Source organism: Christensenella massiliensis (assembly GCF_040409835.1).
In the GTDB taxonomy this organism is placed as follows: Bacteria; Bacillota; Clostridia; order Christensenellales; family Christensenellaceae; genus Christensenella; species Christensenella massiliensis.
Genome location: NZ_CP117826.1, coordinates 1,399,392 through 1,421,430 on the forward strand (window position 1 = coordinate 1,399,392; position 22,039 = coordinate 1,421,430).

At 53.0% G+C, this 22,039-nt stretch carries 19 protein-coding genes; all 19 read right to left on the reverse strand.

The window, feature by feature from the left end; all coding sequences use genetic code 11:
• Positions 1–21: 21 nt before the first annotated feature.
• The 19 genes from PUP29_RS06755 to PUP29_RS06845 all read right to left on the reverse strand — a co-directional run bounded on the left by PUP29_RS06755 (position 22) and on the right by PUP29_RS06845 (position 22,039).
• The gene (locus PUP29_RS06755) at positions 22–1,344 is read right to left on the reverse strand and encodes a hypothetical protein (protein WP_079546620.1); all 1,323 of its coding nucleotides are present in this window, start codon (positions 1,342–1,344) and stop codon (positions 22–24) included.
• Between the two features lie 134 nt (positions 1,345–1,478).
• On the reverse strand, positions 1,479–2,507 hold the full coding sequence (locus PUP29_RS06760) for a LacI family DNA-binding transcriptional regulator (protein ID WP_079546619.1): 1,029 nt from the start codon (positions 2,505–2,507) through the stop codon (positions 1,479–1,481).
• Between the two features lie 157 nt (positions 2,508–2,664).
• Positions 2,665–4,422 (reverse strand): L-fucose isomerase, encoded by a 1,758-nt coding sequence (locus tag PUP29_RS06765; RefSeq protein ID WP_353422785.1) that lies wholly within the window; start codon positions 4,420–4,422, stop codon positions 2,665–2,667.
• Between the two features lie 25 nt (positions 4,423–4,447).
• Positions 4,448–4,771 (reverse strand): L-rhamnose mutarotase, encoded by a 324-nt coding sequence (locus PUP29_RS06770; protein ID WP_079546617.1) that lies wholly within the window; start codon positions 4,769–4,771, stop codon positions 4,448–4,450.
• Positions 4,768–5,820, reverse strand: a complete 1,053-nt coding sequence (locus PUP29_RS06775; RefSeq protein ID WP_353422786.1) for a uroporphyrinogen decarboxylase family protein — start codon at positions 5,818–5,820, stop codon at positions 4,768–4,770. Before PUP29_RS06775 ends, PUP29_RS06770 begins: the two co-directional genes overlap by 4 nt.
• Positions 5,821–5,839: 19 nt before the next feature.
• Positions 5,840–8,638, reverse strand: coding sequence for a glycoside hydrolase family 38 C-terminal domain-containing protein (locus tag PUP29_RS06780; protein ID WP_079546615.1), 2,799 nt, complete (start codon positions 8,636–8,638; stop codon positions 5,840–5,842).
• Positions 8,631–9,830: a carbohydrate kinase family protein gene (locus PUP29_RS06785; RefSeq protein ID WP_353422789.1), complete on the reverse strand. Its 1,200-nt coding sequence runs from the start codon at positions 9,828–9,830 to the stop codon at positions 8,631–8,633. The genes PUP29_RS06780 and PUP29_RS06785 overlap by 8 nt, the downstream gene beginning before the upstream one ends.
• Before the next feature lie 34 nt (positions 9,831–9,864).
• Positions 9,865–10,911: a uroporphyrinogen decarboxylase family protein gene (locus tag PUP29_RS06790; protein WP_079546613.1), complete on the reverse strand. Its 1,047-nt coding sequence runs from the start codon at positions 10,909–10,911 to the stop codon at positions 9,865–9,867.
• Complete coding sequence (locus tag PUP29_RS06795; protein ID WP_353422791.1) at positions 10,908–11,909, reverse strand: uroporphyrinogen decarboxylase family protein; 1,002 nt, start codon at positions 11,907–11,909, stop codon at positions 10,908–10,910. The genes PUP29_RS06790 and PUP29_RS06795 overlap by 4 nt, the downstream gene beginning before the upstream one ends.
• Positions 11,879–13,000 carry a uroporphyrinogen decarboxylase family protein gene (locus PUP29_RS06800; RefSeq protein WP_079546611.1) on the reverse strand — a complete coding sequence of 374 codons (1,122 nt, stop codon included), beginning with the start codon at positions 12,998–13,000 and terminating at the stop codon, positions 11,879–11,881. Before PUP29_RS06800 ends, PUP29_RS06795 begins: the two co-directional genes overlap by 31 nt.
• Positions 12,993–14,036 (reverse strand): Gfo/Idh/MocA family protein, encoded by a 1,044-nt coding sequence (locus tag PUP29_RS06805; RefSeq protein ID WP_079546610.1) that lies wholly within the window; start codon positions 14,034–14,036, stop codon positions 12,993–12,995. The genes PUP29_RS06800 and PUP29_RS06805 overlap by 8 nt, the downstream gene beginning before the upstream one ends.
• 12 nt (positions 14,037–14,048) lie before the next feature.
• The gene (locus PUP29_RS06810) at positions 14,049–15,068 is read right to left on the reverse strand and encodes a zinc-dependent alcohol dehydrogenase (protein ID WP_079546609.1); all 1,020 of its coding nucleotides are present in this window, start codon (positions 15,066–15,068) and stop codon (positions 14,049–14,051) included.
• A gap of 244 nt (positions 15,069–15,312) precedes the next feature.
• On the reverse strand, positions 15,313–16,002 hold the full coding sequence (locus PUP29_RS06815) for a D-lyxose/D-mannose family sugar isomerase (protein ID WP_079546608.1): 690 nt from the start codon (positions 16,000–16,002) through the stop codon (positions 15,313–15,315).
• A gap of 10 nt (positions 16,003–16,012) precedes the next feature.
• A complete protein-coding gene (locus tag PUP29_RS06820; RefSeq protein WP_079546607.1) occupies positions 16,013–17,194 on the reverse strand; it encodes an ABC transporter ATP-binding protein in 1,182 nt (393 codons plus the stop codon).
• Between the two features lie 12 nt (positions 17,195–17,206).
• On the reverse strand, positions 17,207–18,055 hold the full coding sequence (locus tag PUP29_RS06825) for a carbohydrate ABC transporter permease (RefSeq protein WP_079546606.1): 849 nt from the start codon (positions 18,053–18,055) through the stop codon (positions 17,207–17,209).
• Positions 18,055–18,963 (reverse strand): carbohydrate ABC transporter permease, encoded by a 909-nt coding sequence (locus tag PUP29_RS06830; protein WP_353422792.1) that lies wholly within the window; start codon positions 18,961–18,963, stop codon positions 18,055–18,057. The genes PUP29_RS06825 and PUP29_RS06830 overlap by 1 nt, the downstream gene beginning before the upstream one ends.
• A gap of 72 nt (positions 18,964–19,035) precedes the next feature.
• Positions 19,036–20,379 (reverse strand): ABC transporter substrate-binding protein, encoded by a 1,344-nt coding sequence (locus PUP29_RS06835; protein WP_079546605.1) that lies wholly within the window; start codon positions 20,377–20,379, stop codon positions 19,036–19,038.
• Positions 20,380–20,561: 182 nt separating this feature from the next.
• On the reverse strand, positions 20,562–20,861 hold the full coding sequence (locus PUP29_RS06840; RefSeq protein WP_079546604.1) for a hypothetical protein: 300 nt from the start codon (positions 20,859–20,861) through the stop codon (positions 20,562–20,564).
• Positions 20,862–20,872: 11 nt separating this feature from the next.
• On the reverse strand, positions 20,873–22,039 hold the full coding sequence (locus tag PUP29_RS06845; RefSeq protein WP_353422793.1) for a uroporphyrinogen decarboxylase family protein: 1,167 nt from the start codon (positions 22,037–22,039) through the stop codon (positions 20,873–20,875).

Sequence of the window (22,039 nt, forward strand, 5' to 3'; positions counted from 1 at the left end):
CACTTTTTTATCCTCCATTTTTTATATTCTCAGGGATTTCATTCCCATAAGGATCGCATATTCTTCGATCGCTCCCGCTATGTCTCCATAACAAAGTGCAAAATGTTGTCCGGCATATTCATGTACTAAGGTATCAATCTCGCCGTCGAGCTGCACATCAAGCGCCGGCATGCAGCCGTCCCGCAGTTCTGTTACAAGCCCCTGTCCTGTTCCGTAGAGGAGATGATAACTTCCAATGTCTTCTACAAGCCGCAGAAACGTAACTCGTTCCGGCCGCATTACAAAACTTGGCTGGATCCCGCTGAAGCCCGGATGCTCCAAAAATTTGCGAATGAAGCGTTGTCCGCACCCCATACTAAACGGTAAAAAACCGCAGGCAGAAAATTTCACCGTATTTCCCCAATGCGTGATCGCATCCCCATAGGTCACAGTTTTTCCTGCTATAGACTTCAATATCATCATAGATACCGTATTTGGGATATCCCCCTCACAGGAAGCCACAATGCCGTCGTCTGCAAGCAATGATAAGGCAACACAGGGGACCGCCTTGTATTCTTTTGAAAATTCATACTGACACTTTACGTTCACTGCATCCCACCGATATTCTTCACACATTTCTTTCAATGCACAATATAGAGAAAGTGTCTTATCCAATATCTCTCCATGAACTTCAGGCGCAACTACAGCTATCCTATCCAAATTTCGCCGGGCTGCTTCGAGTTTTTTTCTTTCTGTTCGCTCTGCACGGCAAATGACCGAATAGGAATCTGTCTGATCGATCTCCGGCCCCACTTTATAACGCATCAGCACATGGTCAAAGGTTCCCGGATAAATTCCCATAGATGTATAGCCAACCAAGCCGACCGTGCCATATTTCAAATCCCAAGCTGCTCGTGCCGCACAAGTAAAATCAACAAGTCTTTTTAATATTTTTTCATCCCTGTGGCTTCCGATCAGGCAGTGACAATTCATATTAAGGCGGCGAATCACTCCATTCATCATTGCTGCCGAAACATAGGAGCCCGTGCTCAATTTTTTACCGTCGATCTCTTCAATCGTTGTTCCCCAAAGAATGACCGGCATTCCCTGCAGCTCTTTCAACGCCGACATTACAACGCGGCACTCTACCCAACTTGCCAGAAAAAGGATAACGCCGCGGCAGCCGTTGTTTCTCAATTCACGTGCCTGTTTGATCGCCAATTCCGAATTTATGGCAATCGTTTGTATTTTTTGGTTATAAATTTTAACTCTTTGTAATTGCTTTTCAACCTCACTTGTCATTTTGCGGAAATTTTCGTTGATATAGTCCGCATGTCCGAGGCAGATAAGCCCAATATCGCCCATAACGCTTCTCTCTCTTCTTCTCTATTTAATTATGTTCCTGTGTAAAATATAACTCTAAAAATATTTGCAAACGTTTGTATTTTTACAATATCACTTGATTCAGCTTTTGTCAACCAAAAATTCGTTCTTTTTCTTTAATTTTTTTCCGTTGAAACTTCGGCGGTAGACTCCCGTACCACTAATTCCGGAATCAAACAGATTTTAGATATGCTGTTGATTTTCGATTGGCTATTGATTTTTTTCAAAACCAGTTCGCCCACATTCTTACCGATCTCTCCTGCCGGCTGCTTGATTGTCGTAAGCATAGAATGAAGATATTGCGCAATACCGATATCATCGTAACCAATAATGCTGATATCACCCGGTATTTTAAGTCCTGCTTCATAAATGGCCCTCATTGCCCCGATGGCGATATTATCGCGTGCACCCATCACGGCTGTCGGCGGTGCACTTACCCTCAGCATTTTCTGCATGCCTGCATAACCGCATTCTGCCGAAAGCTTCGGTTCTACGCATAGAAGCTCATGATCCACTTCCAGTCCGCATTCTGTCAACGCATTTCTGAAAATATCCATACGTCTTTGGGTGATGCCTTCTTCTGCAATAAAACCGATCCTGCGGTGCCCAATTTGTTTCAAATAACGCACCGCATTCAATATTCCGCTTTTTTCATCCACATACACGGAGTCATATTGAGGTTCATCTTTGATCGTATCGCACAGCACCAATGGAATCTTCTGCAGCTTTTCCGCAGATTCATCGAGCAATTCCTGGGAGGGTGCGCAAAGCACGAGAGCATCCACCCGTTTGGCTAACATAGTCTCCAACGCTCTTTTTTCACTCGTATACTGGAAATTCGTTCCGGCAATAATAATGGAATAGCCCTTTTTGCTGACTTCATCTTCAATTTCCTGAATGATATGGGAATAAAAACTGTTCGATATTTCCGGAACAACAATACCAAGCGTATAGGTTTTTCCTACAATCAGGCTCTTTGCCAACGCATCAGGAATATAGCCGTTTTCATGCGCCACTTTTTCGATCCACTCGCGTGTTTCCTGTTTTACGCGTTCGCTTCCGTTCAGTGCGCGGGAAACCGTTGAGGGGTGCACTCCTGTTAGCTGCGCTATTTTTTTAATATTGATCGTTCCTTGGTTTCTCATATTCCCTATCCTTTTCTGTATTTTATCACAACTATTTCATTAAATACAAGACTTTATTTGCAAACGTTTGTATTTTAATGCATTTTATCATTACATAAAAAACGCCTTTGCTTTTCCGGCAAGGGCGTTTTTTATAGTTTCTATTTAGCTGACTGTTTCACTTATACAGGGGGCCATAAGTCCTGCAGGCGCGGTAGTCCGCACCCTCCCGGTCCTGTGTGCCGAACGCGTTCCATGCCGCCGGCCGGAATATCCGCTCCCCGCTCACATTGTGCATGCTCACCGGTATCCTCAGCATGCTCGCCAGCGTGATCAGCTCCGCTCCCACATGCCCGTATACCGACGCTCCGTGGTTCGCTCCCCAGTTCGACATCACGCTGTATACATCCCGGAACGCTCCCTCGCCCGTCAGCACCGGCGCGAACCATGTGCACGGCCAACCCGGGTCCGTCCTGTCCCACAGCGCTTTGTTCACTTCCTCCGGCAGCGCTGCCGTGTACCCCTCCGCGATCTGAAGCACCGGCCCAAGCCCTTTCACAAGGTTCATACGGCACATCGTAACAGGCATATCCCCCTTCGTCAGGAACGTCGAGGAGAATCCTCCTCCCCGGAAATATCCCACATTCGCAGGCGTCCATTTCGTCGCATCAAGGCACCTCTGCGCCTCCTCCTCCGTGATCTCCCAGAACGGCTTCATCGCAGGTTTCCCGTCCTTTTCCTGCTCGCCCGATGCGTCCAGCGAAGCTGCTCCTGAGTTGATCAGATGGATGATCCCGTTCTTCGCCTGCCCTTCCAGCTCATAGCCTGTCACACGCTTCACCGCCTCCGGACTCCAGTAGGTCCTCACATCGCTGAATACTGCCGCTGTATTCGTCACCAGATGCCCCAGCAGCATTGCCACACCGTTCAGGCAGTCGTTCTCCGTCGCCACCACAAGCGGCTTGCGGATCCCGTTCCAGTCAAAAGAAGAGCACAAGATAGACTCCATAAAGTCACCGTTCGGCATGAAGTCCGTCCACTGTCTTTGACCTTGGAAACCGGCCGCAATTGCATTATTCCCGTTTCCTTCTTCATTCCAGCCTTTTGCTTTCACTGCCTCGCTTCCCTGCATCATATCACGCACGATCAGCGCCATCTTTACGCAGTATTCCCACTCCGCGTCTTTCTGCTCCCGGCTGTGTCCGTTTTCTCCGTTGTAGATATCCTCATTCTCTTTGCAGTTCTCTTTGACCCATGCCAGCGCACGTTCATATTCTTCTTTGTCATAGATTTCATTCTCCACCCGCCGGATGATCTCGCTCATATCCTTATATTCGCACCGCATCCCAAGATATTCCTCAAAGAAATCCGGGTCTACCATGCTTCCTGCGATCCCCATTGCCACGTTCCCTACAGACAGGTATGACTTCCCCTTCATCTGCCCGGCTGCCGCTGCCGCACGCGCGAACCGCAGGATCTTTTCCGCTACATCCTCCGGTATCCGCTCATCATCTGCGTCCTGCACGTCCCGTCCGTAGATAGAAAAGGCCGGTATCCCCTTTTGCGCGTGCGCCGCCATGACCGCCGCGAGGTACACCGCCCCCGGCCGCTCTGTTGCGTTCAGCCCCCAGACCGCCTTCGGCGTCCTTGGGTCCATATCCATCGTTTCGCTCCCATAGCACCAGCACGGCGTGACCGTCAGCGTCGCGCACACGCCCTCCCGTTCGAATTTCTCCCGGCACCGCGCCGCTTCCGCCACGCCGCCGATCGTTCCGTCTGCGAGCACGCACTCCACCGCGTTCCCGTCCTCGTCCTTCACATTCCCGCTGATCAGCCTCGCAGCCGCATGCGCCATACGCATCGTCTGCTCCTCAAGGCTCTCTCTGATCCCCTTTTCCCGTCCGTCTATCGTTGGTCTGATCCCGATCTTTACCATTGCTTCGTCTCCTTTTTCTTTCCTTTTAATCCAAATGGAAAACCTCTTCCATTTCCGCCCACAGCTCTCCCTCCTGCGCCGTCTCCACCGGCTGCTGGCAGGGCGTGCACTCCGCCCACCACCGCTGTGTCTCCGGATCCGCCGCCATCTTCGCCATATCTGCTTCGTAGTCCTCTCCTATGTATTCATAATATGAGTACAAATATCCGTCCCGCAGATAGATCGAATAATTCCTGATATTGCATTCCCGGATCGTTTTTAGTATACCCGGCCACGGCTTCGCGTGCAACTCTTTATAGTATTCTTCTTTTTCTGCTTTTACCTTTAAGACCTGTCCATACCGCTTCATACTGCACCGCCTTTCTGATTTTCGTATAAAACGGGGGTACTGCGCCGCACTTCATGCATCTTTACAAAATTCTCCGGCTTTACGTCTGAATGAACGCTGTTGGACGATGCCAATATGAAGCGTCCGTCCCGTCCTACCGTATCAAGTACACGCCGCGTCTCTTTTTCCAGCTTAGCCGTATCATATTGGCAAAGCGGCTCATAGCAATTGATACCACCCATCACCGTAAGACGCGGATAGGCCTCCTTGACTGCCACGATATCCATACCCGCTGACGGATCGAGAGGGTGCAGCACATCTATGCCCGTTCCCACGATATCGTCTAATATTTCGTTGATATTCCCGCAGCAATGCTTAAAGCAGAAAGCACCCGCGCCTTTTACCGCCTCTACGACGCGCCGCAGCCCGGGCAGAAAAAATTCCCGGAATTGCTCCGGCGAAATCAAAAGCTGATTTCCTCCGCCGTAATCGTCGCCAAGCAAAATGTAATCCGCCCCAAGCGATATTGCCCTGCGCGCGAGCGCGATGTTGTGCTCCACCGAAATATCCACGAGCTGGCGTACCGCGTCCGGCTCCTCGAACATCATAATGAACAAATTTTCCATACCCATCAGGTAATAGGGATAGTTGAAGCAGTCGTGAATATGCATTCCAACAAGCTTTCTCCCCTTATACTGCGCAAGCAGCTCCCTCAGAAAAGCAAACCGGTAATCGTCGAGGGGATCGGGCGCCGTATAGCGCTCGATGTCCTCCGCCGTTTTAAGAGGCGTGTCTACGATTGCCGACACGACCTCCCGCCCCTGTCTTCGTACCGTTCCCCATTCATTGCGGAAAATGCCCTTTTCCGCATCTAATATTTCGCTGCGGTAAAGCTTAGACGGTGTTGTCGTGATCACGGCGTCAAGCTCAAGCGTATCGCACAGCGCCATATAATCATCTTTTCCGGTGACCGCACGCACAACGCTTTCGTCGATCATGATCTCCATGGACGGCGTATAGTCTACCCGTTCTCCCGCAAGTGTTGCCAGCATCCGTTCGTAACCGTTCATTTTCCCCTCCATCCGGCTATCACACCTCAAGCTCCAGCGTCACGATCTTATTTGCACCGATCTCCACGACCACCGCGCCGCCGCGCACCTCAGCTTCGCCGCTCCGCTGCTCCGCCAAATCGGTCCTGTAGGCTTTCCGTACCGGTTGTATCAGCCGTATCCTTGCCTCGTGTGCTTTTTCGTCCGCATTGAACAAGCGTATAACGATGTTTTCAGAATGCTCCGCCTTTTTGATCGCCGAGACCGATGCGCCCTCAACGGAATAGAAGCTTTGCTCTGCGGGAAGTGTGCCGCCCGTCTTTGTGCAGGCCGTGAACTGTATCGTTTTGGCCGGAATATTGAACCGCTTTGCCGTTTCCATCAGAGGAAGCGTCTCTCCCACATGCGGCAGGAGCGCATAATCGTAGGTCAGTCTGCCGTGCGACTGTCCGCCGTCCTGCGTATTATATTCAGAAAAGCTGCGGAACTCCGTGCAAAGGATATTTTTCATTCCGCGCATCAGCGTACAGGAGAGCAGGCCCGGCTTCGACGCGTCATATTCGCTAAGGCAATCCGTTACAACGGCAAAGCCCCGTCCGTTTTCCGCTACGCTTACAAAATCCTGCATGGGCTGTGTCGTCATTTCGTTATACCAGCGGCCATCCTCGTCCCGAAGCGGCAGCACGTCTCTCTGGTCAACGCAGAAATGTCCCTGTGCATCCGCTTTTTGGGGACTTACACCCGTTTCAAACTGCACCGCCATGCGATGGTCGGAAATCTTATTGTCGAGCTCCGTATGCACGCGCAGCATATTTTCTCCTTTGCGCAGCGTATAACGGACGTAAAGCGTTTCGATATCCGTCTGCTCCGAGCGTGCACTGCGTCCGCGCACGTAATTGCGCGGACGGTCTGCAAATGCAGGCAGCTCCCATTTGAGCTTTGCCATGACCGTCGCCTGAAGCTCCGTATTTTCTTCAAGCGCGAGCTCCGCCGTCATTCCCTTTGTCGTAAAGGTCTTGTTTTGATAGGGTGGATAATAGATCCAGTAATCTCCAACGTCGCCCGTATCTTCAAAATAGTTGAGAGGGCCATATTCCTGCCCCGTTTTTTTATCGAGCAGCCGGACGCTGCCGTCGCCGAGGATATCCGCGCGCAGAAATTCGTTCTCCAGCCGAAGCGGAGAGACTGCGATCTCTTTTCCGAGCGTTTTGCGCGACGGCGCCCATGCCTCCGTCTTTCTTGGAAGCGTGCTCTTTTTCACGACGCGGAACACCTTATAGCCGCCGGAAGGAAGCAGCCCTGATTCAAACTGCACTCTGTGGCGGTCCACATAAAACGGCTCCGGACGCGAGGTAAGGCTCACGACCGGAATGACCCGTTCGTCGCGCGCAAGCTGCTGAACATTCATACTGTTTCCGTCCGCGTCCAGAATATCGAAGCTCCAGATGTCCTCCTCCCGCGGAAGATCGACGTATGCTTCCACAATCTCCCGGCGCGGAAAGGGAAGCGGATTTACGACCAAAAGGAGCGCGTCGCTTTTTCCAAACGCGCCGCCGTCGATATTCTTCAGAATATGCTTGACCGATTCCTGTGTGACGACGTCCGCTATCTCTCCCGCCTGATCGAGCCGGTACATCACGTCGTTTACCGTTTTATCCTGTGTTACGCCGTTGATGCAGTCGTGCGAATGGGAAAGCAGAAGATAGTCCATTGCCGTATCGAGATAAATGGACGGATAGGCCTGCCCCGTCAGCATGCCCGCGACCGCAAGGGGTTCCGCCGTATCCATCAGAGCGTTCTGCACCTTCCGGTTTTTCCGCTTGAGCATCGGCCGCGTCATCAGAGCGTTTCCCGTCACGCCCTGCGGCGGGCCGTCACGCAGCTCTCCGTATACCTTAGGGAGCGTATCGAGCGGCAGCTTTTCCTTCAAAAGCGCCGCGTATTCTTCTATATCCGACATCGCAAAAACGATCCCGTCCTCCTCTACCGCCTTGTTGATATGCCGCAGCACCTCTACGATTTTCGGCTGCGCATAAGTATGATCGGATCCGTCCATCATGGCGCGGTCGTCCGGCAAAAGCGTTTCGTCCATCGCATGCCACGATTTCAGGGCGATCTCCCGCAGATTTTCGGTATGGATCTTCTGGGAATCGGTAATGCGGTGGTAATCCTGCTCATATTCGGGGATATCCGCCGTATGGTATACGAGGTCGCCCGCATCGTAATCGAAACGGAATTCGTCCGATTTATATTCCTTTCCGCTCATGATGCGCATATAGCTGTGCATAAAGAAGTTCGCGCGCGCCTCCTGTCCGAGCCGCGTTGCAAGCACAGTCGTTCCGTCCTTTCCCACCCATGCAAATTCGCAGTTCTTGGCGCGGGAGGAATCTACCTTTTTTGCGACGATCACCGTATCGATTCCAAAGCCTTTGTATATTTGCGGGAATTGGCTGGGCTGCCCCCATCCGAATGATTCATAGCCGACTGAAAGGATGCCGCCGAACGCTTCGCATTCCTTTCGTCCGCGCAGTAGATTGCGTACGATACTCTCGCCGCTCACCGGGTATAGGTCGGGCAGCGTGTACCACGGGCCGATGCGAATACGCCCGTCCGCGACCAGCTTTTTCAGCCGCGCTTCATTTTCCGGCCGCAGGAAAAGATAGTCCTTAATGGGAACGAACTGTCCGTCAAGCAGGAAGCATTTATACTCCTCCTGATTTTCCAATATTCCGATGAGCTCGTCCATCATGTTCGCCAGATTGACGCGGCTCTCCCACAGAGCATACCGCCATTCCCTGTCCCAATGCGTATGCGGGATCACATATCCTTTTTTACTCATGCAGTCTATCCTTCTTTCCGGCCCATACCTGCCGGTCGGGCAGATAGGTCCAATAATCGCCCGTCACGGCAAGGTCGTTTTTCTCCCACTCGTGCATCAGGCGTTCCGTTTCCTCAAACGTTTTGATACCGGATACGGCGTCCATCACCTGTACGTTCTGCCCGCCCGTGCAGCAGGCCGTTTTGATCGCCTCCTCTATCGTCTGTCCGCGCAGGTAAGAGGCATAGAAGCCCGCGATCGAGCTGTCGCCGGAGCCCGTAGCCGCCATTACCTTCACCTTGAAGCTTGGCTCATGCAGCTCGCGGTCCGCCCAGTTGTCGAGCTGCTCTGGTACGGCCGTCCCCATTTTGGCAAGCGTTTCCTTTCCGGCGGTCGCAAGATAGAACCCTTTTACGCCGCATTTTAAGGCGACGATCTTCGCTCCATAGGAAAGAAGCTGCTGTCCGAGACGGCTGATGACGTTGATATCCAGATTCTCGAGCATATCATGTGTGCCCGCAGTTTCTTTCAGCCTGTTGAATTCGCCGCGCGCGATCATATACATCGTCTCCTCCGCGCTTGGCAGATAAATATCCACATAAGGCAACAGACGCTTCAGCACCGAATCCCAGTCCATCTTTCCGTTTTCCGCGTTCGGATCCGGCAAGGACATATCGAGGGAGGTGGTGACGCCCAGCTCCTTGACGCGCCGATAGGTGCGGATCAATTCTTCCCCATCGTTTTCATACATCTTCTTCATCGTCGTCGGATAGCCCATGTGGAACACCCGCGCCCGTTTCACGATGTCATAATCGATATCGTCTGAGGTAAAGGTGTCGTTTGCTCCTGCTGCGTGCAGAAAAATGCGGTCAAAGCCCTCCGGAACGATCACGACCGTATAGGAGGTCTCCTCCCCCGGCACGACCGTCATGCTGTCCGCAGCATCGTATTCCTCAAGCAAGGATAGAACGCCCTTGCCGAGAAAGTCGTCTCCTACCTTTCCCATCAGCTTGGTCGGAACCCCCAGCCTGATGAGGCCGAGCCCCGTATTCGAGACCGGGCCTCCCGTGGAGATGACCATCTTATTCATCGCCTTATTTTTACCGGGAATAAAAATTTCCTGCATCGTCTTTTCCTGCAGCTTTTTAAACTCCGGCGTCATATCGATACAGATGCTGCCCGCTACCACGACATCATACGTTTCGTTTTTCATCTTCTTTCTCCTTTGCTTGCCTATTGATAAAAATTTATTGATAGCTCCCGTACTCCTGCGCTGTTTCATACATTGCAAGCGCATTTTCATCCGGGATCGCGTCGATCAGCGTATTGCAGGTCGCGAGGATATAGCCCCCGCCCGGCGCGGCGATATCGATCGTCCGGCGTACCACATCCGCCACCTCCTGCGGCGGTGCGAACGTCATCACATGGTCGAGGTCGATATTCCCGACAAGACACAGCGTCTCTCCGTAATTCCGCTTGATCTCCCCAATATCCATACCGGCCGACGGCTGAAGGGAATGCAGGCCGTCGAACCCGTTTTTCACGATCGTATCCATCACGCTCCGCAGGTCTCCGTCCGAATGAAAAAAGACGGGAACGTCGCAGCAGCGCTTGATCTCCTCCACCGCCGCGCGGTGCAGGGGGAACACGATCTCGTCCATGATGCGCGGAGGGAGCAATGTTCCGGAATTAAACGCGATATCGTCCGCGATCAGGATCGCATCTGCACCGTTATCCAAAAACAATTTTGCCTTTGCGATCTCAAATTCCATGACGCGTTCGCCGATGAGACCGAGCTCCGCCGTGTTCGTCATGCTGTAGATCATATAGTCCGTCATATCGAACATTTCGTTCACCATGCTGACCGGGCCGCCGATCTGCGCGAAAACAAACAAGTCCGTCGTATCGCGGAACTTCCGTACCAGTTCGCCGGAAACACGCGAGATATCCGGCACCCGGTACTGTGCCGCGTCTTCTATCCGTTCGACCGGAGGCCGGACGATGTGCTTGCTTGCCCCGGCCGTCACAAATTCATATCCGTAAATGCTGCGGTACAGCTCCCTGCCCTTTTCGTCCCTGCCGAGGTAGTCCTGCGGCCAGTCGCCTATGTTGATAAAATCGATTTTCAGCAGCTCGCGTACCGCCTTGTCCCGCTCGTAATCCTGATAGGCGTTTGAATATTCTTTTTTCAGCAGCCTGTTCGCTATCCCCGCTTCGATACAGATCTCGCCCTTAGGCACCCGGTCTGCCTCCCGGTGCCGTATGGCCTCCATAATGCGTTCCCGTTTGTTCATTGCTTCGCTCCCTTATTATGTTGTTTCCAAAAATCGAGCATGACTCTGTAATGCTCCAGCCCGATTCCGCTGAAAACCGAATTGCAGGTGGAAAAAACGGTTCCGCCCGCTTCGCTTCCCTCAACCGCCGCCCGGCAGCTTTCCATGATGCCCGGAATATCCCCCGTTTGAAGCTTTGTACTGTCTACATTTCCCATCAATGCGATCCGCCCGTCCGCTTTTTTGCGGACCTCGCGCATCGACATACCCGCAACAGGATCGATCGAATGGAGCACATGCGGTCCCGCTGCGATCAGCATCTCCAGTATCGGTAGGATATTTCCGTCCGTATGCTTGATCACGTAAGCGCCCGCCTTTTTCAGTTCCTCCGTCTGATAGGCAAGATAGGGAAATATAAATTCCTCGAACATCGCCGGAGACAGGAACGGCCCCTGATTGAAGCAATAGTCCGAGCAGCAATACATGATCTCTGCGCCCGCGTCGATAAGGCGTTTCATCTGCTCCGCCGCCCATTCTGCGCGGCTGCGCGCCTCGCGCTTCATTTCTCCGGGCCGGTCGGCGAGCGCCCAAACGAACGCTTCAAATCCACTGCCGTCCGGAATAGCATACGTTCCGTCGATCCCTGCCGCGACATAGAGCTCGTCTCCCGCCTCGCGGAAAATGCGCCGGACGACATGGAGCTCGTCCTCAAGCGTAGGATAATAATTGTTGCCCGGAATATACCACGGCGTAGGCGCAGGATGGACCGTGATGGATGAATAGCCAAGCTCTCTCGCACACCGGATATACAGCTCCGCATTTTCGTTGAGCGCGCGTTCCCGTTCGCTTCCCCGCAGCGGCTCAAGGTCTTTCCCCAGAACATAAGCCCTGCCCGTAAGCTCGCGCTCCAGCTCGAATACGATCTCCATCGTGGGGAGCCCGTCCGGTTTTCCGCCCTCCATCGCAATTCTTGCGCGTTCCTTCGCCGTCATTTCTTCGCCTCGTCTATCATCGCCCATATATTCTCTTCCGGCGTTTCATAACCAACCTGATCGCCTGTTCCGATGATCAGCCGGTTGCTGCCTGCGAATGCGCGCTTCACTTCCCGCACCTCTTCCCGCACACGCTGCGGCGTTCCGAAAATGAGTGTTTCTACCGTATGCACATTCCCATTGAATGTCACGCGGCCATTTAGCGCTTCCCGTACGCGCGCAAGCTCCTCCGCCGTATTGACGTCCCCGCCCGGCGCGCGTTCAAACGGGCATACGCAGTCTATCCCGATCTCCGCAAAATCTTCTATCGTCTCCATGCATCTGCCGTGAAAATGAATGTGCAGCAGTCTTCCGTGCCTGTGCAGCTCCTTTGCGACTGCCGCAATATACGGCTTATCCCACGTTCGCCAGAGCTTCGGGCCGATCAGTGAATTGCACGAATATCCGCAGCCGATCACATAGGATTCATACGGAGTCCTTTTGCAGAGCTTATCCACGAGTCCGCATTGATACTCCGTATAACGTTCGCGCAGCGCCCTAAGCGTGCTCTCATCCTCCTGCATAAAATACAGCACCGCGCTTTCAAAGCCCATGATATCCGCGACAAAATCGAAGAACGGCATTCCCAACCAAACCTCAAGAAGATAAGCTTCTCCTACTGTTTCATAGGCATGAAGCATCTCCGCCGTATCGAGAGAATAGTCCGCATCGAGCAGCATCTCCGCCGCCATAAGAGGGCTTTCCCCCTCCGCCCAGTGCTTTTTCAGCCATGACGGTTCCCTATCGCTGAATTCCTTGACCTGCGTAAATTCCCTGCCATGGAACTTCCGCGTGACTGTCTCAAGATAGCGCCCTTCCGCTTCGCGTTTGAACCGCACCGCCAGCTGCGCTTCATTCAGCACTTTTGGAAATACAGCCCCCCAGCCCTCGCATTCATATCTCACGAAGGTTTTTTGGAGCGACTGCCAAAACGGCACCTCCCGTTCGAATTCCACCATACTGAGCCCCAGCACCTTTGCCGGATAATAATACCAAAATTCCGGCGCAACGGGCCTGCGGTCCTGCGGCTGCCCCCTGTATGCGGCAAGCATGCGTTTTTTAGGCGTCCAATCAGACATCGATCCCTCTCCAATCGACCGGTATGCTTTTCTTTTGCTCTGCCGACAGGAAGATCGTTTCGATCAGCGCGTCGACCGCAAAGCCGTCTTTTTCGTTCGGCGCGCCCTTTTCTCCTGTTTCAAAGCAATGGTTGAAATAGGCGATCTCTGCATCGAACGGGTTCATCGCGTCGAACCGGTATTCCGTCTCGGTTTCCGTTTCGTTGTCATAAAACGTCAGGAGCGCCGCATTGTTTTCCGGGTGATCCCACATAACGGTGGAAAGCTTCATTCGCCCGTCCGTTCCGTTGATCTCGATAAATTCGTCCCACGAATTCCGTTCATAGCCGATCTTCTTCAGCGGATGTGCAGCCGTTTCAAAGGAAGCGACCATACCGTCCTCGTATTCAAACAGCGCCGTCGCTTTGCGGTCGAACTTCGTATCCGGATAGAAATCGACGCTGGCATAAACGCTTTTTGGCCTTCCGAGCAGATACAGCGTCATATCCAGCATGTGGCTTGCCGCACATTTGACGATCGCACCTCCGTAAACGCGGAGCACTCCGTCAAGGTCCCAGCCGTGCTCCGGCGTATAGAAGTTGCCCCACGCCTGATAGGAGCGTACCGTCGCGGAAAAAACATGTCCTAATTTTTCCATCAGCTCCTTTGCCTTTTCCGCCGCCGGGAAAAAGCGCTTCATATAGGACGTGAAAAAAAGCACGCCCGCCTTCTGTGCCGCGCGGGCAACCTCCGCCGCGTCTGCGCTGTTGTTCATCATCGTCTTTTCGCAGATCACGCCTTTTCCCCGCGCGATCGCTTTCATTGCCGCGTCCTTGTGAATGCTTCCGTTTGCAAGGATCACCACAACGTCTACATCCGGGCTCCCGATCAATTCATTGTAGTCCGCCGTGATTTTCGCACCCGTGCCTGCCGAGCGCTCCCGCGCCGCTTCCTCATTGATATCCGCCGCATAGGTGACTGCCGCGCCGAGCTTTTTCAGCGCGTGGAAATGGAACTTGGAAATATTGCCGCAGCCGATCACTCCGTAACGTACCATTTTCAGTCCTCCTTATTCGTTTACCAGAATGGCTTTCACGCCATGCTCTTTGTCTTCGTCAAACGCTTTGACCGCCGTGCCGATCTCGTCCAGACGGAACCGGTGCGTGATCAGGTCTTTCGTGCTGACCATGCCGGATTTGATGATGTCGAGGCATTCCGGGAAATACAGCGCCGGAGATGCATTGGACGCCCGGAGCTGGAGCGTGTTGGAATGCACCAGCGTCGAATCGATCGTCACCATGCCGGCCGGGCTGTAGTCGATACCGAGGAACGCAACGATACCGCCCATGCGGCAGACGGACAGCGCCGCCGGGATCGTCGCGGGCGGGGCCGTTACAAGCACGCGGTCCACCCCGTCCTTTTCAAACGGATAGTCCTCTATTTTCTGCTGGTCTGAAAGAATGATCTCATCGATCCCCCACTTTTTTGCGATCCCGATACGCGCCTTGCAGGCGGAAAGTTCCGCCGCATATACCTTGCGCGCACCGCTTTCTTTCGCGATCTTCGCCGCCATCAGGCCGATAGGCCCAAGGCCTATGACCAGAACATCGTTCATGATCTTGATATCCGCCGTCTTGAACAAATCGAGCGCTACTCCGAGCGGCTCCACGATGCTCGTCTCCTCAAAATCGAGTCCGTCAAACGGTACCGCGCATTCGCACGGAGCGATCATACGCTCTGCGAAGCCCATGTTGTCGTCTCCTTTTATCCAGAAATTCGGCCCCTTATTGTCGAGGTCTACCCGTCCGTTGCGCGAATTGGCGGAAAAACGGTCGAACGTTCCGCTTTCGAGGACTACCTTATCCCCTGTCTTTACATTCGTTACCAGTCTGCCCACCTTGCTGACCACGCCGGACACCTCGTGCCCAAACTGCTGCATTCTGTCCGCAGCATAGCGGGACAGGATCAAATCGTGTCCGCACAGGCCGCAGGCCTTTATGTCTACCACGATCTCCGTTTCTCCGGGCTCGCGGAGCTTTCTATCTCTTACTTCAAATTCAAATGGAGCTTTCACATAAGCAGCCTTCATTTTTCTTCTCCTTTTCCGCCGGCTTTCACGCACGCCCACAGGGGAACGGCGGACGCCGGGCACAGTTTTATCCTATTCATCCGAAAGTTCGAGCGTCAATTTCAATCATTATAGATTCGTTCCAATGATCAGCATTCGTTTCCAAGCAGGTATAGATACCGGATGGGCGATAGCAAAAAGGATGTCCTCCGCATTGCCAACATCCTTTTTCCGCCTTTGCCGGTCCCTGTATCCCGGCAGGCTATTATTCCGGCAGGAATGCTTCGTATTCGTTGCAAAGAATGCGCAGCGGAGGCTCGTCCTCCTCAATTCCCGCGAAACGGCTGACCTCTTCCGCAAAATAATTGTCCGTGTTGTCGTCGTTGATGGAAGAGACCTCCCACGCGATCAGATCGCCGCGCCCGGCTTCCGCTCCGAAAATATGATAGATACCGGGCGTCAGCGTTACGCTGTTTCCGCGCGTCACGATGAACCGCTCTCCCGCTTTTACCGTTTTCGGCATGCCGTCGCAATAGAGGGTAACGTCGCTTTCACGATCCACTCCGCCGTTTGCGTCCGAGCCGTAAAGGATCATGAACATATCGCCGCCGCCCCTGTTGATGATGTCTTCCGTTTTTTTACGGTGGCAGTGCAGCGGCAGGCGCTGCCCATCGAGAACAAACAGCAGCTTTTCCGCATAGGGCGTGCCGACAGACGCATCACTTTGATCTCCGTTGCGGATCGTGAACAGCACAGTGCCCAGCTTTTCAAATTCGCCGCGGCCATAGTCTGTGATATCCCAGCCCAGCATCGTCTTTTTTACCGTTCCCATCCTGCTCCTGCAGGCCTCCCATTCCTTCAGGCCAAAGCGGGAAAATTCAGGGAGCGCGATCTTGTTTTCCGACAGAGCCGCTTCCGTTTTTCGAATCAGCTCATTTACATAAGAACGTTTCATATCGTTTCTCCTATCCGCGTATCAGGCTGGCGCCGCTCCCGCAGTCGAACACATGCATTCTTTCCGTATCGAGCGCAAGCTTCACGGTCTCGTCCATTTTACCGTCATAAGTGGGCAGCACCCTTGCCGTCACCGTCTTATCCACACCCGGCACCGTCATATACAGATAGATATCCGAGCCGAGCGGCTCGCGGACCTCTATGTTCGCGTCGATCTGGCTGTCCGGATACTTCACGAGGTTCTCTTCCTCCACATAAAGATCCTCCGGACGGATCCCGATGAATACTTCGCTTTTGCCCTCCGGCAGATCGATCTTCGCGGCGCGTTCCGCGTTCACCGTGATTTTTTTGCCGCCGATCAGCGCAAAGGTTTCGTTTGCCGTCCTTTCGATCGCTGCCGGGAACACATTCATCTGCGGGCTGCCGATAAATTCCGCCACGAACCGGTTTGCTGGCTGCTGATACAGCTCGTTCGGATCTCCTACCTGCTGGATCACGCCGTCTTTCATGACAACGATGCGGTCGCCCATCGTCATGGCTTCCGTCTGGTCGTGCGTAACGTAGATGAACGTCGTTGCAAGCCGCTTGTGCAGCTTCGCGATCTCCGTGCGCATTGCGACTCTCAGCTTCGCGTCCAAGTTGGAAAGCGGCTCATCCATCAAAAACACCTTTGGCTGACGAACGATCGCCCGCCCGAGCGCGACGCGCTGGCGCTGCCCGCCCGAAAGCGCTTTCGGCTTTCTGCCGAGGTATTCTTCAAGCTCCAGAATTTTCGCCGCTTCCAGCACGCGCGTTTTGATCTCATCCTTCGGCACCTTGCGCAGCTTCAGTGCGAACGCCATGTTCTCAAACACCGTCATGTGCGGATATAGAGCATAGCTCTGGAATACCATCGCAATATCCCTGTCCTTTGAGGCAACATTGTTGACGAGCTGTCCGTCGATATAAAGCTCGCCCGCCGTGATATCCTCAAGACCTGCGATCATGCGCAGCGTGGTCGATTTGCCGCAGCCCGACGGCCCGACCAGCACCAAAAATTCCTTGTCCTTGATTTCAAGGTTGAAATCCGATACTGCTTTCAGTTCCTTTTGCGCAGGTTCTACGGCGGCAGGCTCGCCCTTTTTCCGTTTTTTCTTTTTTGTTTCCGTATTTGGATAAATTTTATCGATATGCTTTAATTCCAATCCAGCCATAGTAACTCTCCCTTATCCTTTGAGCGCGCCCGCAGTAAGGCCGCTGATAAATTGTTTTTGTGCCAGCAGGTAAGCCACGATGATCGGGACCGAGCCGCAGAGCACGAAAGCAAATACCGTTCCCCAGTCGGATGAGTACGGACCGATCGCCGTATAGATACCGACTGTGATCGTCTTTACGTTGCCGATGATGAGCGGCGTCATGAAGTCGTTCCACATCGAAAGCCCGATAAAGATCGCCACTGTGGTCGTGCACGGCTTCAGCAGCGGGAAGATGATCGTCCAAAATATCCGCAGCGGGCTCGCGCCGTCTATTGCCGCGGCTTCCTCCAGCTCTTTTGGTACTGTTTTGATAAAACCATAGAACATAAATACCGAAAAGGAGATGCTGCCCGATATAAAGACGAAAATCAGCGTCGGGAGATTTCCCATAAGCCCCATGTATTTGAAGATCGTTACGAGCGGTACATATACGATGACATAAGGCACCATCAGCCCGAACAGAAAATACATATAAAGGTTTTTTGAGCTTTTCCTGCGCGACCTTGCAAGGTAATAAGCCGCCATCGCAGAAAGAAGGATACAGCCCACCGTTCCGAAGCCTGCGATCATCGCGGAATTGAAGTACATTTCCCCAATATTGACGTTCGGATTCGTCAGAACATATTCCAGATTCTCAAGCGTTGGCTGCAGCGGAGGCGCGAGCGGCGCAGACGTGATCGCGTCGTTGGTTTTAAACGCGTTCACCACCGCGATATAGAGCGGGATCGCCACCACTACCGTCGCTATGAGCATAATGACCTTTGTGGTGATGCTAAAGCCGCTGATCCGTTTTCTGAGCCGTTTTTCGTTGCTGCTCATCAGTATTCCACCTCCTTTTTCGTCGTTACCTTAATTTGTATGATCGCAACCGTCGCAATGACCGCGAACAGGAACACCGCGATCGCCGAGGAGTACCCCAGCATGTTGTTGCCGAACGCCTGCGTCACAATGTTATAGGTAATCGTCTCCGTAGCATATCCCGGACCGCCGTCCGTCAGCACCTTGACGATATCGTACATTCTCAATTCGTTGATAATACTCATCAGCAGGCTGATTGTGATGCCCGGTGTGATGAGCGGAAGCGTGACATAGCGGAATTTGTGCCAGCGGCCGCCGCCGTCTACCGTACACGCTTCATACAGGTCCGCGGGAACCGTCTGCAGTGCGGCGAGATAGATGACCATGTGGAATCCGAGCGTTCTCCAGATCTCCACGACGCAAATACTCGCTATCGCTTCCTGCTGCGTTCCCAAATAGTTTTTGATAAGGCCTTCCCAGCCAAGCGCTTCAAAGATACTGTTCAGAATTCCCGTATAAGACAGAATACTCAGCCAGATAAAGGAGATCGCTACCGTGCTCAGCACGTAAGGAGCAAAGAAAACGCTCCGCGATACATTTGTCATTTTTCCTGCGTGATTCAGCAGCATCGCCAAAAGCAGGCCGAATACATTCACGCAGACTACCACGACTACGGTGATCGTCACCGTAACTCCGATCGCGTTCCCGAGGCGCTCGTCCTGAAACATCGCCGCATAATTATCAAATCCGATAAATTTCGGTGTAGTCGTGGCTATCCCATTCCAGCTTGTAAAGCTGAATCCGAAAGCAATGATAATCGGTACGATCAATAAAACCGTATACAACGCGAGCGCGGGAACTGCAAAGCCAAATGAAACCGTATTTCCTTTTAGGGCCATCGGTCTTATTGTCTTTCCTTTTTTCCTCATTACCTTTCCTCTCCTTTTCTTGAAAGCGGTTCCGGGGTCAATGTCCCGGAACCGCTTATTTCAAGCTTCTTTTTATTCAGCGTTCGCTTCCTGCGCTTCCAGCATTCTTGCCAGCTCAGCGTCCCACTTTTCAAGCTCAGCGTCTACATCCGCGCCCGCGAACATGCTCTGCGTGGATTTGTCGATGAAGTCCTGCGTTCCCGCCGGAAGCGCGTCGTCGCCCTTTACCTTTACGATCTCGGGAACGAGCGTCATTCCGTCGTAATTTGCGATGAATTCCGTGATGATCGGTCCTCTCTCATATTCGACGGGCTCTTTCGTCGTGGAGCCGTAGCCGTCCGCTTGGAGGTAGTAAGCATAAATCTCCGGGTTTCCGCCGAGAACATAATCCACAAAGCGGAATGCCGCCTCCTTGTTTTCGGAGGTGTTGCTCACGCCCCAATACTGGATATCCGTGCAATAGGTGTTGATCCCACCCGGGCTCGGCATGATGAACGAACCGAGGTTTTCATTTCCTTTCGCATCTTCCTGCACCGCCAGCCAGCTGCCGTCCAACATCATGGCCGCCGCACCGTTCAGGAATTCTTCGGATGCCTGCGTATAGCTGAAGGACATGCTTCCTTCATGATAGTACCCCGCCTGTACGAGGCTCTGCCATGCTTTCAGCGTCTCGGAAATCGTCGGGTTTGCCCATTTCACTTTTCCGTCCAGCAGGTCTCTGTTGAAATTCGGATATTCCTGCATAACGTCCATGTTTGCAGTCGACGTCCAATAAAGGCCCGTCGCCCAGATGTCTTTCGCGCCGCCGCAGATGAGAGGCGTTTTTCCTGCCGCTACGAGCTTATCGCATGCTTCCACGAATTCGTCCCATGTTTTCGGAGGTTCTGCGATCCCTGCCTCCGCAAACTGGTCTTTGTTGTAGTAGCACTGTACGCGGTACTGCTTACCGGCCGGTATCAGCGTTTTCTGTCCAAAGCATTCCACAACTGCCGCATCGTCGAACCGGGAGATCAGCTCTTCCGGTACTTCTGCGTATACGCCCTCAATGTTCGCAAGGTCGTTCGCTTCCATCGTTACGTCTGAGAACGTTCCGGCAGCAAGCTGTGTTTTCTGGAACTGCATACGGCTGTCACCCGTCATCAGAACCTTTTCGATCTTGATATCAGGATTATCCGCTTCAAACGCATCGATGATATGCTGATAGAATTCCGGCGTATAGTTATTGGTCTCGAATACAGACCATGTGATCGTTACGGGCTCGCCCGCAGCGGCCTCGCTTTCCTCTGCCGGAGCTTCTGATGCTGCGTTCCCCTCCGCAGGCGCTTCCGAAGCCGGTGTTTCTGCTGCCGGCGCACAGGCTGCAAACAATGCAGCAACCATTAAAACGGCAACAACAAGACAAAGCAACTTCTTCATTTTCTTCTTTCCTCCCTTATTTTTTTGTGAATTTAGAAAACCGGAACAAAACCGTTCCTCTTATTTCTGATTGTAGTACACCGCAGCGGTACCCTCAATTGAGAATATTATAGAAAAGCTATAAAAAATTATACATGCCGATTAAATTCAAGCAGCGCTCCGCTCCTTTATAAAAAAACGGTCTATTTCCACTTCATGCTCTGCCGGAGCGCCGCAAGGACCAGCGCCGCGCTGATCACATAGTCCTTCGCGCCGCGGTATTTCGGAACATCGTTTACCGCCTCATATATCCCGTCCTTTTGGAAAAATTCCACAGCTTCCGCCAAAAAATAGAAATCCCGTATCCACAAGCCGCCGTATTTTCCCGTCGCGTCCGGCGTATAGCATTGCGTAACGCCGTCGAATGCCAATACCCTGCACCCGTCCACAAGCCGCCGCGCTTCTTTTGTCAGCCATCTTTCCAGCCGCACATTCCGCTCCATACCCTTATTCCTTACCTTTCAAGCGCTTCCAGCTCTGCTTTCAGCCGTTCCGTATCAAGCGGCAGGCTTCCGTATTCGCGGAGCAGCTCAACCATATATTCATAGCTCTGCGGTTCTACGAAAGAAGAAATGGAATGGTCGCTCGCGCACATCCAGCCGCCGCCTGCTCCGGCCTGAAGCTTATAGAGGACCTCTTTTTTGATCTGCTTCCTGTTTCCGCTTTCCAGCGCGCGCACATCGATATTTCCTGCAAAAGCCATACGTCCGGCGTATTCCTTTTTCAGTTCCACCACGTCGAGCCCTGCTTTTGCTTCGAGCGGATTATAAAAATCAAGCCCCATTGCCGCCAGATCATCAAAGATCGGATAGGCATTCCCGCAGCCGTGGTAGTAAGCGAGCAGCCCCGCAGCATGGATCGTATCGATCAGGCGCTTGGTCACAGGTGCAAACAGCTCCCGCCACTTTTCCGGTGAGAACAGCATTCCGTTCGTATAGGCAACGTCTCCATAGATGCAGACTCCCGCCAGCCGCCCGCGCGCCTCGCTGATCTGATATTCCGTCAGCCCGACCAGAAAATCTCCCACGCACTCAACGAAATCCCCAAACGCATTTTCCTCAGTCAGCATCCAGCACAATGCATTTTCCGTTCCTGTGATCCTCCATACATACTCATAGGCTTCGCATATCCCGCCGAAAACGGGAAAATCATCGCAATAGCTGTCAAGACGTGCGTTCCAGCAGGGAATGCTGCGCAGCAGCGTATCTCCGACGCAGTTGATCTGATCGTCGCCCGCGCCGTACAGCCGCCGAGGATCGCGCGGAGGATCGAATGCAAAATCCTTCAGCTGTGCCGCGCTTGTTACCGCAAATGCTTCATAATGCGGCATTGGAATATCGCCCCGGCGCAGCAGAGTCGCCCCAAAGCCGGTTTTGATACGGATGTCCTCCTTTCCTGCTTTTTGTATCTCGAACCGGCGTATTGCAGGGTCCATGTTTGGAATCACCATAAGGTAATCGAGGTCGAACTGCCGGTATGGGTCTATGGAATGTCCGTGATACGCGTCCAGCTTTTTTAAAAATCCCGTCCAAAAAGACTCGCCGACCGGTATACGGTCAGCCTCCCGATGGCTGGCCGCGGCATGTATCCGTGCAAGCTTTTGTTCCTTGGTACTGTTCAT

What these genes read in the sequence shown, in the direction of transcription:
- PUP29_RS06780 (WP_079546615.1), bottom strand. Translation starts at nt 8,638, where the DNA reads ATGAGTAAAAAAGGATATGTGATCCCGCATACGCATTGGGACAGGGAA.
- PUP29_RS06830 (WP_353422792.1), bottom strand. Translation starts at nt 18,963, where the DNA reads ATGAGGAAAAAAGGAAAGACAATAAGACCGATGGCCCTAAAAGGAAAT.
- PUP29_RS06835 (WP_079546605.1), bottom strand. Translation starts at nt 20,379, where the DNA reads ATGAAGAAGTTGCTTTGTCTTGTTGTTGCCGTTTTAATGGTTGCTGCA.
- PUP29_RS06820 (WP_079546607.1), bottom strand. Translation starts at nt 17,194, where the DNA reads ATGGCTGGATTGGAATTAAAGCATATCGATAAAATTTATCCAAATACG.
- PUP29_RS06845 (WP_353422793.1), bottom strand. Translation starts at nt 22,039, where the DNA reads ATGAACAGTACCAAGGAACAAAAGCTTGCACGGATACATGCCGCGGCC.
- PUP29_RS06800 (WP_079546611.1), bottom strand. Translation starts at nt 13,000, where the DNA reads ATGTCTGATTGGACGCCTAAAAAACGCATGCTTGCCGCATACAGGGGG.
- PUP29_RS06790 (WP_079546613.1), bottom strand. Translation starts at nt 10,911, where the DNA reads ATGAACAAACGGGAACGCATTATGGAGGCCATACGGCACCGGGAGGCA.
- PUP29_RS06810 (WP_079546609.1), bottom strand. Translation starts at nt 15,068, where the DNA reads ATGAAGGCTGCTTATGTGAAAGCTCCATTTGAATTTGAAGTAAGAGAT.
- PUP29_RS06760 (WP_079546619.1), bottom strand. Translation starts at nt 2,507, where the DNA reads ATGAGAAACCAAGGAACGATCAATATTAAAAAAATAGCGCAGCTAACA.
- PUP29_RS06840 (WP_079546604.1), bottom strand. Translation starts at nt 20,861, where the DNA reads ATGGAGCGGAATGTGCGGCTGGAAAGATGGCTGACAAAAGAAGCGCGG.
- PUP29_RS06815 (WP_079546608.1), bottom strand. Translation starts at nt 16,002, where the DNA reads ATGAAACGTTCTTATGTAAATGAGCTGATTCGAAAAACGGAAGCGGCT.
- PUP29_RS06775 (WP_353422786.1), bottom strand. Translation starts at nt 5,820, where the DNA reads ATGAACGGTTACGAACGGATGCTGGCAACACTTGCGGGAGAACGGGTA.
- PUP29_RS06805 (WP_079546610.1), bottom strand. Translation starts at nt 14,036, where the DNA reads ATGGTACGTTACGGAGTGATCGGCTGCGGCAATATTTCCAAGTTCCAT.
- PUP29_RS06765 (WP_353422785.1), bottom strand. Translation starts at nt 4,422, where the DNA reads ATGGTAAAGATCGGGATCAGACCAACGATAGACGGACGGGAAAAGGGG.
- PUP29_RS06795 (WP_353422791.1), bottom strand. Translation starts at nt 11,909, where the DNA reads ATGGGCGATGATAGACGAGGCGAAGAAATGACGGCGAAGGAACGCGCA.
- PUP29_RS06755 (WP_079546620.1), bottom strand. Translation starts at nt 1,344, where the DNA reads ATGGGCGATATTGGGCTTATCTGCCTCGGACATGCGGACTATATCAAC.
- PUP29_RS06785 (WP_353422789.1), bottom strand. Translation starts at nt 9,830, where the DNA reads ATGAAAAACGAAACGTATGATGTCGTGGTAGCGGGCAGCATCTGTATC.
- PUP29_RS06770 (WP_079546617.1), bottom strand. Translation starts at nt 4,771, where the DNA reads ATGAAGCGGTATGGACAGGTCTTAAAGGTAAAAGCAGAAAAAGAAGAA.
- PUP29_RS06825 (WP_079546606.1), bottom strand. Translation starts at nt 18,055, where the DNA reads ATGAGCAGCAACGAAAAACGGCTCAGAAAACGGATCAGCGGCTTTAGC.